This is a genomic window from Paenibacillus uliginis N3/975, assembly GCF_900177425.1.
GTDB classification, from domain to species: Bacteria; Bacillota; Bacilli; order Paenibacillales; family Paenibacillaceae; genus Paenibacillus_AQ; species Paenibacillus_AQ uliginis.
Map to the genome: position 1 here is coordinate 6233763 of NZ_LT840184.1, position 16825 is coordinate 6250587.

General features: G+C 47.6%; 18 protein-coding genes. 1 reads left to right on the forward strand and 17 read right to left on the reverse strand.

Features of this window, described 5'->3' with window-relative positions; translation table 11 throughout:
• Positions 1-333: 333 nt before the first annotated feature.
• A complete protein-coding gene (locus B9N86_RS28955) occupies positions 334-876 on the reverse strand; it encodes a hypothetical protein (RefSeq protein ID WP_208916685.1) in 543 nt (180 codons plus the stop codon).
• A gap of 105 nt (positions 877-981) precedes the next feature.
• Here B9N86_RS28955 and B9N86_RS28960 point away from each other — a divergent pair, with 105 nt between their 5' ends.
• Positions 982-1575 carry a TetR/AcrR family transcriptional regulator gene (locus B9N86_RS28960; RefSeq protein ID WP_208916686.1) on the forward strand — a complete coding sequence of 198 codons (594 nt, stop codon included), beginning with the start codon at positions 982-984 and terminating at the stop codon, positions 1573-1575.
• 129 nt (positions 1576-1704) lie between these two features.
• On the opposite strand, the gene lysS is transcribed toward B9N86_RS28960, so the two are convergent.
• From lysS to nadB, 16 genes are all read right to left on the reverse strand, one after another.
• Positions 1705-3222: a lysine--tRNA ligase gene (lysS, locus tag B9N86_RS28965; protein ID WP_208916687.1), complete on the reverse strand. Its 1518-nt coding sequence runs from the start codon at positions 3220-3222 to the stop codon at positions 1705-1707.
• Between the two features lie 156 nt (positions 3223-3378).
• The gene (gene greA, locus B9N86_RS28970; protein WP_208916688.1) at positions 3379-3855 is read right to left on the reverse strand and encodes a transcription elongation factor GreA; all 477 of its coding nucleotides are present in this window, start codon (positions 3853-3855) and stop codon (positions 3379-3381) included.
• A 219-nt stretch (positions 3856-4074) separates the two neighbouring features.
• On the reverse strand, positions 4075-5097 hold the full coding sequence (gene dusB, locus B9N86_RS28975) for a tRNA dihydrouridine synthase DusB (protein WP_208916689.1): 1023 nt from the start codon (positions 5095-5097) through the stop codon (positions 4075-4077).
• A 43-nt stretch (positions 5098-5140) separates the two neighbouring features.
• Complete coding sequence (locus B9N86_RS28980) at positions 5141-5347, reverse strand: helix-turn-helix domain-containing protein (RefSeq protein ID WP_208916691.1); 207 nt, start codon at positions 5345-5347, stop codon at positions 5141-5143.
• The gene (gene folK / locus B9N86_RS28985) at positions 5299-5847 is read right to left on the reverse strand and encodes a 2-amino-4-hydroxy-6-hydroxymethyldihydropteridine diphosphokinase (protein ID WP_208916693.1); all 549 of its coding nucleotides are present in this window, start codon (positions 5845-5847) and stop codon (positions 5299-5301) included. The genes B9N86_RS28980 and folK overlap by 49 nt, the downstream gene beginning before the upstream one ends.
• Before the next feature lie 8 nt (positions 5848-5855).
• On the reverse strand, positions 5856-6218 hold the full coding sequence (folB, locus tag B9N86_RS28990) for a dihydroneopterin aldolase (protein WP_208916695.1): 363 nt from the start codon (positions 6216-6218) through the stop codon (positions 5856-5858).
• Positions 6219-6259: 41 nt separating this feature from the next.
• A complete protein-coding gene (gene folP / locus B9N86_RS28995; protein ID WP_208916697.1) occupies positions 6260-7117 on the reverse strand; it encodes a dihydropteroate synthase in 858 nt (285 codons plus the stop codon).
• Entirely contained in the window at positions 7118-7999 is an 882-nt protein-coding gene (locus B9N86_RS29000; protein WP_208916699.1) for an aminotransferase class IV, read from the reverse strand. It lies immediately after the preceding gene.
• Positions 7996-8577, reverse strand: a complete 582-nt coding sequence (pabA, locus tag B9N86_RS29005) for an aminodeoxychorismate/anthranilate synthase component II (RefSeq protein ID WP_208916701.1) — start codon at positions 8575-8577, stop codon at positions 7996-7998. Before pabA ends, B9N86_RS29000 begins: the two co-directional genes overlap by 4 nt.
• A gap of 12 nt (positions 8578-8589) precedes the next feature.
• Entirely contained in the window at positions 8590-10173 is a 1584-nt protein-coding gene (locus B9N86_RS29010; protein WP_244562887.1) for an anthranilate synthase component I family protein, read from the reverse strand.
• A 203-nt stretch (positions 10174-10376) separates the two neighbouring features.
• Positions 10377-11315 (reverse strand): cysteine synthase A, encoded by a 939-nt coding sequence (cysK, locus tag B9N86_RS29015; RefSeq protein ID WP_208916703.1) that lies wholly within the window; start codon positions 11313-11315, stop codon positions 10377-10379.
• Positions 11316-11598: 283 nt separating this feature from the next.
• Positions 11599-12546, reverse strand: a complete 948-nt coding sequence (locus B9N86_RS29020) for a peptidyl-prolyl cis-trans isomerase (protein WP_208916705.1) — start codon at positions 12544-12546, stop codon at positions 11599-11601.
• Positions 12547-12568: 22 nt separating this feature from the next.
• Positions 12569-13453, reverse strand: coding sequence for an Hsp33 family molecular chaperone HslO (gene hslO, locus B9N86_RS29025; protein WP_208916707.1), 885 nt, complete (start codon positions 13451-13453; stop codon positions 12569-12571).
• A gap of 109 nt (positions 13454-13562) precedes the next feature.
• Positions 13563-14327, reverse strand: coding sequence for a type III pantothenate kinase (locus tag B9N86_RS29030; protein WP_208916709.1), 765 nt, complete (start codon positions 14325-14327; stop codon positions 13563-13565).
• A complete protein-coding gene (gene nadC / locus B9N86_RS29035; protein ID WP_208916711.1) occupies positions 14324-15199 on the reverse strand; it encodes a carboxylating nicotinate-nucleotide diphosphorylase in 876 nt (291 codons plus the stop codon). Before nadC ends, B9N86_RS29030 begins: the two co-directional genes overlap by 4 nt.
• Positions 15189-16805: an L-aspartate oxidase gene (nadB, locus tag B9N86_RS29040; RefSeq protein ID WP_208916713.1), complete on the reverse strand. Its 1617-nt coding sequence runs from the start codon at positions 16803-16805 to the stop codon at positions 15189-15191. The genes nadC and nadB overlap by 11 nt, the downstream gene beginning before the upstream one ends.
• Positions 16806-16825: the final 20 nt, after the last annotated feature.

Below are 16825 nucleotides of genomic sequence, written 5' to 3' on the forward strand. Positions count from 1 at the left end.
TTTATGATCTTACCGAAGTAAGATCGGTTTAACTCACTCGTTGTTCAGTTTTCAAAGGTCAACTTCTTCAGTGTTACCGGCGAATCTCGTTCGCAGCAGCAACTCTTATAATATATCACACTCTATCGAGTTTGGCAAGCTTTTTTTTGAATTTAATTTTCATCAATTCATTTTGACTTGCTATTCGTTTGTCGTGTGTCGACCGTATCTCTCGGCCGGAAATATAATATACCATATGATTGGCGCGATAGGCAACCCCTAATTGCAATTTTTTTAAGTGGTAAAGTTATACAGTAAAAGATAGCTCTTTTCTTTGTCATCACTAAATATTCGCTAACCTTCTCGAGCTTCCTTTTTAGGCCATAGCGTGTAACTAAAACTAATTACAAAATCAATGACTACAACGCCAGCCCAGCCAAAAGCAATTCGTTCAAGTTCTTTCGTTCGCGATGCATCTCCTACTATCATTACCATTCCTACTAATAGGAGAGCTCCCAGTACCCAAGCCAGTAAATGCCGATACCAGCCCTGCCTTTCCCATTGTGCACGATTCTTTCCGTACTTCGGTCTGGTTTCAGGCTTAGGTCCTCCCGCAAATCGGTGAGCAAACCTCTGATCCGCCCACTTAATCATTCGATGTCCGAAAGCGATCGTTACTCCAATATATATAGCTGCCAGGCCATGCACCAGTTCGGCTTTCGCTCCATTCTTCAGATCAATGACCGTAACCACAATGAGAAGCAAATCGATTGCGGGAGTGCAAAGCAGCAGTATACCACCAGCTTTTTTCCATCCAAAAATATATCTTGCGCTAAGACCCGATAACACAAAAATCCAAAAAGCAATTTCACAGCCAATAATCAAAGCTCCAATCATCGTACAGTACCTCTCCCCTTGATCAGATTGTTTATTTAGAACGATTGTATTAAAAACAATATAACACATGTGTGTTAAATAAAACAACCATGATATAATAAAGACATGCCAAAAATAGTTGATCATGAACTTCAAAAAGAGAAAGTGGCAGAAGCTGCTTGGAGAGTGATTCGTAAGAACGGCATGGAGCAAGCCTCCGTCCGCAATATTGCAGAAGAAGCCGGTCTTTCCGTTGGATCCATGCGCCACTATTTCTCATCTCAGTCGGAGCTCTACATGTACTCCATGAAACTCGTGTCGGAAAGAGTAAACCTCCGGATTAAGAATATCGCTTTTACAGGAGAGCTTCTGACAGACATTCCGGTGCTTGTTCAGCAGATATTGCCTTTAAATGAAGAAACAATTCCCGAAATGGAGGTGTGGTTTGCTTTTGTTGTAAAGTCGATGTCCGACCCCTCACTAGCGGTACTGCGTAAACAAGTAGATGACGATATGCGCCAAATGTTCGTTATGATCATTCAGGCGTTGACCGATCAAAATTTAGCCTTGCCCGATCTGGACTATGATATTGAAATTGAACGGTTCTATGCCCTTATCGATGGTTTGGCCATTCATGCCGTTCTTAGACCTGAGGTGCTTACCAAGGAAAAAATAGAGTCTGCCGTAAACCGTCATTTACAGTCTATATGTCGTCCTTAGTGATTGCAGAAAGACACAAAAATAACAGTCTTCCTAGATAGAATATCTATACTTAGAGATGCATATAAAAAAGGAACAGCCGCCAAACAAATGGCACAGGCTGTTCCTTTTTGTATAAACAATATTTGATTAGTCTTGTGTACGGTTCCGCATGTGAGGGAACAGCAGTACGTCACGGATGGACGGAGAGTTGGTGAGCAGCATGATCAGACGGTCCACACCGATACCAAGTCCTCCTGTAGGCGGCATACCGTACTCCAGCGCACGAAGGAAATCCTCATCCATTTCATGTGCTTCATCATTACCCTGCTCGCGCTCCTGAAGTTGCCCCTCAAAGCGTTGACGCTGATCGATCGGATCATTCAGCTCGGAGAAAGCATTCGCATGTTCACGCGCTACGATGAACAATTCGAAACGATCCGTAAATCGCGGATCTTCATCGTTCTTTTTCGCTAGCGGTGAAATCTCTACCGGATGACCAGTTACAAACGTCGGCTGAATGAGTGTTTCTTCCACAAACTGCTCGAAGAATGCGTTCAGAATATGTCCAAACGTCATATGCGGTTCAACAGGAACTTTATGTTCTTTAGCTAGACGGTGAGCTTCTTCATCCGACATTTGCACACCAAAGTCTACACCCGTTACTTCTTTAACTGCATCTACCATGGAGACACGGCGCCATTGCGGCGTCAGATCAATTTCCTGTCCCTGATAGGAGATAACTTGAGTTCCAAGAACTTCTTGGGCAATGTGAGCAATAAGATTTTCGGTCAATGCCATAATATCTTTATAATCCGCATATGCTTCATACAGCTCGATCATCGTGAATTCCGGATTGTGGCGTGTTGAAATACCTTCATTCCGGTATACACGTCCAATTTCATAAACCTTCTCCAAACCGCCTACAATTAGGCGTTTCAGGTGAAGCTCAATCGCAATACGCATATACAATTCCATATCCAGCGCATTATGATGCGTAATAAATGGACGTGCAGCTGCACCACCGGCGATGGCGTGAAGGGTTGGTGTTTCCACTTCCAAATAACCGAGCGAATCCAAATAGCGTCGCATCGATTGAATGATCTTGGAACGGGTAATGAACGTCTTTTGGACTTCCGGATTAATAATAAGATCGACGTAACGCTGACGGTAACGAAGCTCCACATCCTTCAAACCGTGAAATTTCTCAGGAAGAGGGTACAACGACTTTGAGAGAACTTCCAAGTTTTTAACCTTAATCGTGGTTTCCCCTGTTTTGGTCTTAAAGAGTGTACCGCTGATACCAATAATATCTCCCAAATCCAAAATGCTGAAAGCTTGGTATTTCTCTTCAGCAACCGAATCTTGGCGCACATAAATCTGAATCCGTCCGCTCAGGTCCTGAATGTGAGCAAAGGAGGCTTTACCCATACCGCGTTTTGCCATGATCCGGCCAGCAAGGTTAACTTCAACCTGCTTCTCTTCCAATTCCTCTTTAGTTAAAGCATCATACTGCTTCAGAATATCTCCGGCATGATCTGTTCTTTCATATTTACCGCCGAATGGGTCAATTCCCAGCTTGCGAAGCTCGTCCAATTTATTGCGGCGAATCTGCAGCAGCTCACTTAGTTCCTGTTCTTGTTCCTGATTGTTCATTTCTTCCGTCATCGTCGATTCATCTCCTTCATTCTCGCGTCGGCCGAATCATACTCGGCCATACCTACCAACACAAACACTCAGATTTTAAGTCCTGACCTATTGGACAGTCCCATATGTAAATAGCGAAAAAAGCCCCCCAAAGGAAGCTTCCACGCTCATTCCAACTTACTTCTTAATTTCTACGATTTTATATTGAATGACGCCGGCTGGAACGTTAACGTCGACCACTGACCCTTTTTGCTTGCCAATAATCGCTTTACCAACAGGACTCTCGTTGGAAATCTTATTGTTGAGCGGATCGGATTCCGCCGTACCGACGATTGTATATTCCATTGTATCACCATACTCCAAATCCTCAACAATAACCGTATTGCCTACATTAACGACGTCGGTATTGATATCGTCGTTATTGATGATACGCGCGTTGCGGAGCAATTTTTCCAGCGTAATGATACGGCCTTCGATAAAGGCTTGTTCGTTCTTGGCGTCTTCATATTCGGAGTTCTCACTAATATCACCATAACCAATGGCTACCTTGATACGTTCCGCGACTTCACGCCGTTTAACGGACTTCAGATTCTCGAGTTCGTCCTCCAGTTTCTTCAGACCATCCTGTGTAAGAATGACTTCTTTATCGCTCATCTTAACCGATTCTCCTGTCATGTAGATAATTTAAATCACCATACCACCATACTATATGCGAATCTTTGGGGATAAGAACTTTCCCCTGATGCTTGCTGTATATCAAGGCGAATTTATACTGAAAAATTATATGGTAACCATTTCAAAAAGTCAATGAACGCCCTCGCACGAATGAAAACGCTATCGTTAGCCCTAGGTGCGCAAAAGGTGTTCTGCTTATTACATCGCTGTAGCTGCTTGCGGATATGCACTCTTCGTTGCATCATCGAAGGACTCCAACTGATCGACAAAATTAGTCAACAGACTAACCATCTCGTCCCGCTTCGTTTCTTCCATAATAACGTCCTTAATCCGGGCGGAGCCTTTAAGCCCCTTCAAATACCAGGACAAGTGTTTTCTCATTTCCCTGACAGCAACGTCTTCTCCTCTAAGAGCAATCAGACGGTCCATATGCAAGATCGCTATCCGGATTTTCTCCTGTGGTAATGGATCAGGAAGAAGTTCACCCGTCTTCAGATATTCCACAGTACGGTAGAGCATCCATGGGTTGCCGAGCGCTCCACGTCCGATCATCACGCCGTCACAGCCCGTTTCCGTGAGCATCCGCCGAGCATCTTCCGGTGTTACCACATCGCCATTGCCGATAACAGGAATGGATACAGCTTCCTTTACCTGTCTTATAATGTCCCAGTCCGCGTGTCCGGTATACAGCTGCTCCCGAGTACGTCCGTGAACACTCACGGCTTGACCGCCGGCACGTTCCACAGCTTTGGCGTTCTCAACCGCATAAATATGATCGCTGTCCCAGCCTGTGCGCATTTTAACCGTTACCGGTTTATTAACGACATCCACAACTGCCGATACCATTTCATAAATTTTATTCGAATCTAGCAACCAGCGTGCTCCTGCATCAACCTTCGTTACCTTGGGTGCGGGGCAGCCCATATTGATATCGATAATGTCAGCATTGGTCTGCTGGTCCACCACTTTTGCCGCTTCCACGAGCGATTCGCGGTCTCCTCCAAAAATCTGCAGACTCATCGGCTTCTCTCGTTCATCAACAAACAGCATTTCCTGCGTCCGCTTGTTGCCGTGAACAATCGCTTTGCCACTCACCATCTCGGCACAGACCAGCCCTGTGCCAAATTCTTTGGCAATCAAGCGAAAAGCCGGGTTGCACACACCCGCCATCGGGGCAAGTACGACCTGATTTTTCATCTCGATATGTCCAATTTTCAACATGTTCTTTTGTCACTCCTTTGTTTTTCATTTATATATTTTCAACTCAACTGCGTTCCTTCAACTCTTGTAGAGTAATGTTCAAGGCCTCCGCAATTTTAACTAAAATTTGTTCTTCTGCGCGGCGGTTGCCACGCTCAATCGCCCCGAGCACAGCTAATGAGATGTCGGTTCGTGCTGCCAGCTCATGTTGGGTAAGGCCCTTTAATTTTCGGAAAGCGCGGATACGCTGCGCCAGCTGCATGTTTTCCAAAGCTGTATGCCTTCCTTTCCATCCAGGTTCTCAATCGCTGTCTTAACCGTAGTAAATAAACCGGAAGGCTCATCTTTGGGAGTGATGTCGGCAAGCGGCATTAATACAAATGCCCTCTCATGCATACGAGGATGCGGAAGGATTAGGTCCGGCGTATCGAGCCTTTTTCCGTCCATCCACAGAAGGTCAAGATCGACAGTACGTGGTCCATTGTGAATATGGCGAACCCTTCCGAGCCGTTGTTCAATCTGCTGCATTACTTCCAAAAACGAATGCGGTTCAAGCGATGTAGCCACAGTAGCCGTCATATTCAGGAACATCGGCTGATCTACATATCCGACCGGCTCTGTTTCATATAAGTTGGAACAGCGAAGTACGGTAATACCAGGTTGTGAATCCAGCAGTTCCAGAGCTTCCATCAGCGTCGCTTCCCGGTCTCCCAGATTAGCCCCTAAAGCAATATAAGCCTCTGAAGTCTCAGAGGTAGTATGTGAATTCATGGTATATCTCACTTTCTGGTCCGGTGCAGCTCTACGGTGACACCTTCAAAATGAATATCAAACGGTGGATGCGGCTTTGTTAGCTTAACCGTTAAAGCATCGATATTAGTATAAGTGTCAAGTACCTTAGATGCAATATGCTCCGCTAAAGCTTCAATTAACTTAAAAGACTCATCCCGCATAATCCCTTGCAGCAGCTCATGCACCTCGGCATAATTTACCGTTTGGGTCAGGTCATCCGTTGCTCCGGCTTTGCTCAAATCGAGCTCCAACTCAAGATCTACATAAAATCGCTGCCCGAGCTTCCGCTCTTCCTCAAATACACCATGGTATCCATAGTACTCCATTCCGCGCAAAATCATCTTGTCCATTCCTTGTTCCGCCCTTCCATAGTTGAGGTTGTACTTCCTATTTATACCCGCTGAAGTCCCGCCGAAGCATACAGCATGGCATCACACATACGCGCCGTACGTTTGATCTGCTTCACATCATGAACTCGAACGATCTGGCAGCCCTGTGCAATTCCATAGGCTACGGTAGCCGCCGTTCCTTCAACAACATCATCCACCGGAAGGTCCAGTGCAGTACGGATGAATTTTTTGCGTGAAGTAGCCAGAAGAACCGGGTAACCGAGGCCTACCAGCTCATCTAATGCCATCATGACCTTCATGTTCTCATCATAATCCTTCGCAAAACCGATTCCCGGGTCTAAAATAATACGGCTGCCTTTTACTCCGACTTCCAGAGCAATTTTCACACTTTCCATTAGATCTGACTTCACATTTTCAATCAAATGAGTGTAATCCCGATTTTTACGGTTATGCATAAGAATAACAGGGCAGTCCAAAGCCGCAGCGACACCCGCCATATCTGGATCCTCTTTAAACCCCCAAATATCATTAATAATATGCGCACCTGCCTCGATGGTCTGACGCGCTATCTCTGCTTTGTACGTATCGATCGAGAGAGGAATATGCGGCGCCTCACGGTGAATCGCTTCTACTACAGGAATCACACGACTTAGCTCTTCATCTACACTTACTTTCTCGTGACCAGGTCTGGTGGATTCACCACCAATATCGATAATATCGGCCCCATCTGCAAATAGCTGCAGAGCATGTTTCACAGCATGTTCCGTTTCGTTATAACGCCCTCCATCCGAAAAGGAGTCCGGTGTTACATTTAAAATGCCCATGATCAGTGTTGAATTCCCGAGCTTTAGCTGCGACTCTCCGCAGTCATATGTTTGTTCATAAATGGTTGTCTTCATCTATAGCCCTGCTTTCTGTCGGTAAGTTTTCAGTAAATGCTCCGTGATAGGACCCACAAATCCACTGCCCACCACAGCATTCTCCTCACCGTGTCTCAATAAACTTGTCACCGGTACAAGCTCCTGCACCGAACCCGTTGTAAATATTTCATCGGCGTAAGTTAATACATCCCATGTATAACGACCTTCTTCGGCTGGAATGCCAAGGTGATTGGCCAGCTCAAGTACAAAAGCCCGGGTAATGCCGGGCAAAATGCCTGTATCAACATCAGGTGTATATAATTTTCCATCCTTGATGAAAAATATGTTACTTACAATACCTTCAGCCAGATCGCCGTTTCCGGTCAGCATTAACCCCTCCGCCTGAAGATGTACCGCATCCGGATAACTTTGAAGCTCGCGTTTGGCCATAATATTGTTCATATAATGCAGCGACTTCAGCCGTACGGCCGTCTCCGGGGTGTTACGCGGCGTTGAGAGCAGTTGCAGAGCTCTCCCTTTCTTATAAAGGGAATCCGGCAGCACTGGCAACGGTTTAATATATACCAGCTCCGTTGGATTCGTGTAATCACCTGCTGGAAGCCCAAGCGCCTCCACACCTGCCGTAATCGTATAACGAATATAGGCATCCTCGAGCTCGTTAGCCGACATAAGCTGAAGAATCCATTCCCGCAGGCGCTCCGGATTTGGATTGTAGGCAATCCCCAGCATTTTGCAGCTGTCTGCAAGACGACTCAAATGGCGTTCTAGTAAAAAGGGTTCTCCTTGATATGTCCGGAACGTCTCAAATAAGCCCATGCCATATAAAAGGCCGTGATCCATAACGGATACCACGGCCTCAGCCGTATCCACTACACGACCGTCAACTCCCATAAATCTCATGCCTTGGTTCCCGCCGTACGTTTCAAAAAGTTGCGCAACATTTGGTGCCCATGGTCGGTAATAATCGATTCAGGATGGAACTGTACACCCTCTACCGAATACTCCTTATGCCGAAGCCCCATAATTTCTCCTTCTTCGGTCCATGCCGTAATTTCAAGGCAATCCGGCAGGGTTTCTTTTTCTACAAGCAAGGAATGGTAACGGGTAGCTGTAAACGGAATTGGAAGCCCCTCGAATACAGAAGTGCCCAGATGATGAATCGGCGATGTCTTTCCGTGCATCAGACGCTCGGCCCGGACAACTTGTCCGCCAAAGGCCTGCCCGATTGCCTGGTGACCAAGACAGACACCGAAGATCGGAATGCTCCCTTTAAATCGCTCAATAACCTCAAGACTGATTCCAGCTTCGTTCGGGGTACAAGGACCTGGCGATATCAGAATATGATCAGGGGCTAATGTCTCAATTCCCGCAATGTCGATTTCATCATTTCGGAACACCTTTACCTCTTCGCCGAGCTCTCCCAAATACTGAACGAGATTGTACGTAAACGAATCGTAATTATCTATCACGAGTATCATGATATACTCCCCCTATTTTACTGCCGTTACTGCGGCTTCTTCTTCACTACACATGACCGCTGCAATCAGCGCTTTGGCTTTATTATGGCATTCCCGGTATTCCCTGTAGGGATCGGAATCAATAACAATACCTGCTCCGGCCTGGATATATCCAACCCCGTCCTGAACGGCCAGAGTCCGTATTATAATATTCAATTCCATATCGCCATTGTAATCAATCCACCCCATTGACCCCGTATAAGGCCCCCGGGTAACCGGCTCTAACTCTTCAATAATTTCCATCGTCCGTATCTTCGGCGCACCCGTGATCGTTCCACCTGGAAAAGCTGCCGCGATGACATCGTATGCGTCCTTATTGTCGGCAAGCTGTCCTTCAACCTGGGAAACGAGATGCATCACATGAGAATAACGTTCCACCGTCATCAGTTCAGGCACATGCACCGTACCGTAGGCGGCAATACGCCCGATATCATTACGCTCCAGGTCAACGAGCATGATATGCTCGGCCCGCTCTTTCTCGCTCCCAGTCAGTTCAGCCTCCATGACTGCATCCTCTTCCAGTCCCGCTCCCCGGCGGCGTGTACCTGCTATCGGTCTTGCCGATACACGATCTCCATCCAGCTTGATGAGCAGTTCTGGGGAACCGCTGGCCAGCGAAAATCGCGGCGAAGTGATATATCCCATGTACGGAGAAGGGTTCAGCAGACGCAGCCACTCATAAACATCCGCAGGATCGGAGTTAAGCTTCAAATGCCTCCGCAGCGACAAATTAACCTGAAACACATCTCCCTGACGGATATATTCCTGTATGGACAACACCGCCTGTTGAAATGCCTCCTGTGAAAAATCGCTTTCCAACCGGTCCCAACCTTCCACATGTGGACCTGCAAGACCTGCAGCCTTACTCCTTCTAGCCAACATTCGACTACGCTCTTCCAAACTATCTTCCTTACCGGCTGTATTGCCAAGGAAAGTGTTCCATTGCTCGATCATACTCATGGCTTTAGTCTCAGCGTCCGCATACATTCTCGTAAGTTCTTCCGTACAAACGCCGCCGCTTTCTGCCGGTAGCCATGGCACATGCACCGTACAATATATGGATTGCTGTTGATGATCATAAATCCAGACCTCTTCCATTCGCATCCACATGTAATCTGGAAACCCTGCATTATCCTTCGCTAACGAAGGTAAGTCCTCAAGGGAACGGATCACATCATATCCGATAAATCCCGTACAACCGCCGCGAAAATCAGGCCAGCCTGGTACCCTGGGCGATTTGAGGTTCCCCATCCAGTTCTCTAACAGCTGAAGCGGTTTACCCTCGCTATACCGGGTTTTGCCTGTACGTAGGTCTGTTATCTCACCGTGTAGTCCTTTACCCGTTAACACCGACACCGGGTTCAATCCCAAATAAGTATATCTGCCGCTTTTGCCGCTTTCGAGCACGAAGGCATAAGGTGAAGCCGCCTTCCATGCTTGTTCCCAAGTTGTAGGAAGTCCTTCCTTCCGGCTCTGGAACTGAACCATATAAGGCAGCATGGACCAACCTTCATCTGCCCAATCAAGCCATTGAGCCAGCTCTATTTTTCTATCCACGCTTATCCTCCCTAATGACCGCAAGCCTGTTCTGTTGCCTGTCAGTATACTGTATCCTGCCCCACTTGAAAACCCCGAAACCATCTGCCTTCTCGAATATTTTAATGGAATGGCTTTCACGGGCAAAAACATGAACATAAGAAAAAGCCTCCAATGCTTAAATACATTGAAGGCTGTAAACTATTCATTCAAATCAGAATGGATTAGGACTCGAAATTGTATAACGGTGTACTTAAGTAACGCTCTCCGTTGCTCGGAATGATGGCAACCACACGTTTACCCTTACCCAGCTCCTTGGCGACCTTCAGAGCAGCATGGACTGCAGCCCCTGAAGAAATACCAGCAAGAATACCTTCCTCTTTCGCCACTCGGCGAGCCGTGTCAAAAGCATCATCATTCTCAACATGAATGATTTCATCATAAATTTCTTGATTCAGAATTTCGGGAACAAAGTTGGCGCCTATACCCTGGATTTTATGAGGACCCGGTTTACCGCCTGCCAAGATCGGGGAGGCTGCAGGTTCCACAGCGTAAATCTTAATGTCTGAAAAAGCTTCCTTCAGCACTTCACCAGCACCCGTAATCGTTCCTCCCGTACCGATACCTGCTATGAATGCATCCAATGTACCGCCAATGGATTGGACAGCCTCTACGATTTCAGGCCCTGTAGTTTCGCGGTGGATTTTTACGTTAGCTTGGTTCTTGAACTGCTCAGCCATGAAAAACCCTGAATTCTCCTGCAAAATTTCTTCCGCTTTCTTTACCGCACCGTTCATGCCTTCAGCTCCCGGCGTAAGAACCAGCTCGGCTCCGTAAGCACGAAGCAGATTACGACGCTCCAAGCTCATGGTCTCCGGCATAACGATAACAGCCTTATATCCCTTAGCCGCAGCAACCATAGCCAAGCCAATGCCTGTGTTGCCGCTGGTCGCTTCGATAATCGTATCGCCCGGCTTCAAGCGGCCTTCTTTCTCGGCTTCTTCCACAATACTGATGGAAATCCGGTCCTTAACACTCGAGCCCGGATTCTGGTATTCCAGCTTCAGGTATATCTCCGCACTGTCCTCCGGAACGATCCGATTCAAACGGACAAGTGGTGTTCCACCGATTAACTCTGTTACACTGTTCACTACTTTAGCCATAATGAAGCCCTCCCTTGATTCGCTTTAGAATTCGTATATATCCGGTTATCTAGTTGTATGATTGAGAAAACGAAGAAGCTGGTCTGTAAATCATGTCCGACTTCCGCTTTCTTAATATCCGAGTAATTCGCTAGGTTTTTATATATTCATATTATCAACCTTATTTATCCTTGTCAATAAGAAGAAACAGCATAGTCTGCCTTAGAAAACATTTAATATTTCTTACCAAACAAAACAAGCCTTTGCAGCAAGGGAATCACTCCGCTGCAAAGGCCTATTTTAATTAATTATTGTGTAGTGCTAAAGGAACACCAGCCACAATACGGGCTGCATATTTGTCCCGAAGCTGGCGCTCAAGCTCAGAAAGAGAAACGGACTGCGTAAGCGCAAGTTGTTTACGTACCGTCTCCCGGATTAAATTCTCATCTGGCGTTTCAGGAACTAAGATATCCTCAACATAAACGATTGCATAGCTGTCCTTCAGATTAATTGGACCGGCGATATCCCCTTTGCTTAAAGATAATACGGTCTCCATCAACGCCTCCGGCTGAAAGGGATCGTCTTCTTCAACCAATCCCAGCTCGCCTCCATTATCCCGGGTATATTCATCAATAGATACCTCAGCGGCAAGGGAGGCAAAATCCTCACCGTTCTCCAGCTGGTCCAGTACTTCATCCGCTTCTGATTCCGTATCCACCTTAATGATGGATAGGTTGAACTGCTTTTTGGGATGGAATTGGTCCAGATGCTGACTCAGGTATTGATCAATCTCCACATCGTCAACTTTAACGTCAGCTGTCGCTATTTTTTCCAAAGTAAGCCTATATTCCGTCTCGACCTTCAGCATTTCTTCTGACAGACCGAGCTGCTGCTCCATTTCCTGCAGGAACCGTTCTTTCGAGCCGTATCCCTGACCGATCCGCTCAAGCTCCCGATCAACCTCCTCAGGAGTGACCGCAATATTGGTGGCATCAGCCTCCAGAGCAACCACCTGACGGTTCATCATCGTCATCAACACTTCGCTGCCGTACCTCTTCTTTAGCTCTTCAGTCCACTCTACTTCTGTAATCGCCCTGTCTTGCACAGATGCGACGACAGGCGGATCTTGTTCAGGTTTATTATTCCCCTCCTGAAATAGAACCCCGGAGAAAAATATCCAGCTCCCCATAAATAACACACCTGCAGTCAAGACAATGACGGTTACCCATAATCCCTTCTCTTGTCTCGTCATGACGGTTGCTCATCCCAATACCTTAAGATTTGGCCCGCTCTAAAACGGATTTTAGCTGATCTTCATCATACGTGTATGCTTCATTGCAAAAGTGGCAGGTAACTTCCGCCTTACGATCTTCGCGGATCATCTGTTCAAGTTCTTCCCGTCCCATACTGATCAGAGCCCGCTCTACACGTTCATGGGAGCAATCACAGTGAAAATGCACTTCTGTTTCTTCCAAAATGGTTACATCAGGCAAAATACGACGTAAGATATCCTCGAGCTCAAGTCCTTCTTCAAGAAGTGTTGTAACTGGTGGAATCTGGCTTAACGCTCTCTCCAGCTCTGTAATTTCATCATCCGTCACACCAGGCAGCAGCTGAATAATAAACCCACCTGCGTTAGCTACGGTATAGTCAGGTGAAACGAGGACACCAAGGCTGACAGCGGAGTTCGTCTGCTCAGATACGGCAAAATAATACGTAAAATCTTCTGCCAACTCACCGGATATGATCGGTATACTACCACGGTACGGCTCCTTCAGCCCAAAATCCTTAATGACATGGATATAACCGGTTGTTCCAACGGCTGCAGCCACATCCATTTTGCCTGGTCTGATGTTCGTCAGCTCTACATGAGGATTGTTCACATAGCCCCGAACTTCTCCATGTGCATTCGCTTCAGCCGCAATCAAACCAATCGGGCCATCACCGCGAACTTGAATACTGAGACGCTCCTTCCCTTTCAGCATGTTACCCATCATGGCAGCAGCCGAGACAGTACGGCCCAAAGCGGCTGTTACGACGGGAAAAGTGTCATGTCTGCGCCGCAGTTCCTCTACCAGGTTCGTTGTTCGTACGGCGAAGGCTCTTATTTTGCCCCCCATCGCCGTTCCCCGGAGTATGCGGTCTTTGTGGTTGTCCATCTTACAGCCTCCTTGTTCTCTTGTTGTTAAATTTCACAAAACCCTCGTTGTATATAACTCTTGCATTTTACTATTTGTTTGACCTTATATAAAATTTGAGACTTACGAATTAGTTACGTTCGTAGATGATCCGCAGTCCTTCCAGCGTAAGCATTTCGTCGATCTTATCGATGGAATCCGATTCACTGGCGATCAGCTCAGCCAATCCCCCGGTTGCGATAACCTTCACATTGTCCGCTTCCATCTCCGCTTTTATTCGTTTCACAAGCCCATCCACCTGGCCGGCGTAACCATAAATAATGCCTGCCTGCATTGCGTGAACGGTATTGCGGCCAATCACCTTCTTCGGCTTCTCCAGCTCAACACGGGGCAGCTTGGATGCGCGCTGAACAAGTGCTTCAGTCGCTATGCCGATTCCCGGCACAATCGCACCCCCGAGATAGTTCCCCTTACTATCGATACAATCAAACGTCGTTGCCGTTCCAAAGTCCACAACGATCAGTGGGCCCCCGTACTGCTCGACAGCTGCTACCGCATTAACGATACGGTCGGCTCCGACTTCTCTCGGATTTTCGTAACGGAGATTCAGACCTGTTTTGATTCCCGGGCCTACAATAAGCGGAGCCTTCTTAATATATTTAAGGCACATTTCTTCCACCACCCGCACCAGCGGCGGAACCACCGAAGAAACGATAACCCCTTCTATTTCGCTTATCAATATTTTAGACATTTGAAACAAATTATGAATCAGTACTCCGTACTCATCTACTGTCGATTGACGCGAGGTACTAATCCGGAAATGATGAAGGAGTTCCTTTCCTTGATAAATACCTAATACAATATTTGTGTTTCCAACGTCTACAACCAAAATCATGATGTTCCGCCTCCTTTCTTGGCGTTTAAATCTAAGCTGATGTCCAGACTGTTAAAAGAATACGTCAACCGTCCTACGGAAATAACATCTACACCCGAAGCTGCTATCGTGCGTACGGTCTCAAGCGTTACATTGCCGGAAGCTTCAATTGTAACATGAGGTGCATCGGTTTTAATCCGGTGTACGGCTTCCGCCATCATACCCGGATCCATATTATCAAGCATAATAATATCCGCTCCGGCTGTTAAAGCTTCCTGCACTTGCTCCAAGCTTTCCGTTTCAACCTCGATCTTCATGGTATGCGGAATATTGCTACGCGCACGGCTGACCGCTTGAGTGATTCCCCCGGCTCCCTTAATATGATTATCCTTGATCATTACCGCATCATACAAACCGAACCGGTGATTGGCTCCTCCGCCCACACGCACTGCGTATTTCTCCAGCATACGATGGCCCGGAGTTGTTTTTCGGGTATCTACCAGCCTTGTCGGCAACCCCTCAAGAGCATCCACAAATGCCCGTGTCTTCGTAGCAATGCCCGATAGTCTCTGCAGCAGGTTAAGCGCAAGCCGCTCTCCAGTCAGAATCCGGTGTGTACTGCCCTCAATCTCAGCCAGCACATCCCCCTTATCCACCCACTGACCATCCCGGACATAGGCCTTAAAGGAAAGGCTCTGATCCACAATGTCAAAAACGAGTTCCGCGACTGGTATGCCTGCCACAATCCCCGCCTCTTTAGCATGGATAATTGCTTTCGATTCATGCCCTTCAGGGATCGTTGTCATTGTGGTGATGTCGCCTGATCCGACATCTTCTTGAAGCCAAGCCCGGATATTGTCCACCAAGCTCTCATTATATCCATTAAACATCATCACTGAATTCCTCCGTCATTCCTTGATCCCAAACATGAACAATGTGCTTGCGCCATCCTTCATTATCCCGCTGTGGGAAATCCTCCCGGTAATGGGCTCCCCGGCTTTCCTCACGACGCAGCGCACTCTGAATGACCAGCAGAGAGCTCGTGAGCATGTTCGCGAACTCATATTCCTCCCGTTTCGTCAGTTCGGACTGAAACAGCGGCAGCTGACGATTGAGATCGTCAATTGCCCGCAGCAGGGTATCCTTACTGCGTCGCAGGCCGGCATACCGAACCATAACTTTCTGCAGTTTCAGCCGGCGTTCAACAATCGCCTGAGACGGCGCTTCCTTACGCTGCCAGCTGAAAGACAGCGGTACTGGCTCCGCAGGAGTCTCCGGAAGCTGTCTTATCTGGTCCACAATCCTCCGCCCATATACTAGCGCCTCAGACAGAGAGTTACTCGCCAGCCGGTTGGCACCATGTACGCCGGTGGACGATACTTCCCCGCAAGCAAATAACCGGGAAATACTGCTCTCGCCGTGCAAGCCAGTCTTGACGCCCCCCATCATATAATGCGCTGCAGGGGACACGGGAATCCAATCTGTGGTCAAATCAAGTCCGTAACGCATACACGTTTCATATATCGTCGGAAAGCGGTGCTTCACCATCTCCGGCGATTCATGCGTTATATCGAGATAGACAAACGTCGACCCTGTCTCTTCCATTTCACTGACAATGGCCCGGGCAACGATGTCCCGCGGAGCAAGTTCGAGCAGTTCATGGTATCGGTCCATAAAACGTTCGCCTTTGATATTCCGCAGATACGCACCCTCACCCCGAACTGCCTCCGAGATTAGAAACCTTGGTGCGCCCGGATAGCTGAGCGCCGTCGGATGAAATTGAATAAATTCCATATCCCTAATCTCAGCCCCGGCACGATAAGCCATAGCAACTCCATCTGCTGTAGCTACCTCCGGGTTCGTTGTGTAACGATACAGCTGCCCTGCACCCCCGGAGCATAACACCGTCGCCTGGCCCCGTACAAATACACGGCTGCCATCCGGCATTTGCACCAGGGCTCCCAGGCACTCATTTTCCCGAGTAACGAGGTCAATAACAAAATGATCATCCCACACAGTCACATTAGGAAGGTGTTCCACCTGCTTGGAAAGTGCACGGACAATTTCATAACCTGTCGCATCCCCGTTCGCATGTAGAATGCGCCGGTGACTATGTGCCCCCTCCTTGGTCAGAGCAAGCACCCCGTCCTCCACATCAAACATAGTACCTAACCGGATCAGCTCCTGAACACCGGCCGGGCCTTCATTGACCAGTACATCTACAGCAGTAGAAGAACAAAGCCCGGCTCCAGCCAACAAGGTATCCTGCCGATGATACGCCGGAGAATCATCCTCTGCGGTCACCGCAGCAATACCACCCTGGGCATAGCGAGTATTGCTCTCCAACAGTGTTTTCTTGGTAATCAGCAGAACTTTACGGTCAGTGCTTCCTTCAATCGCTGTGTATAATCCGGCAATACCGGAACCGACCACAATTACGTCCGTCTCTACTACCGGCAAATCCTGCAGATCAAAATCGATCAAATATTGCGGTATCACGTGACTCACCTGTCTTTAGC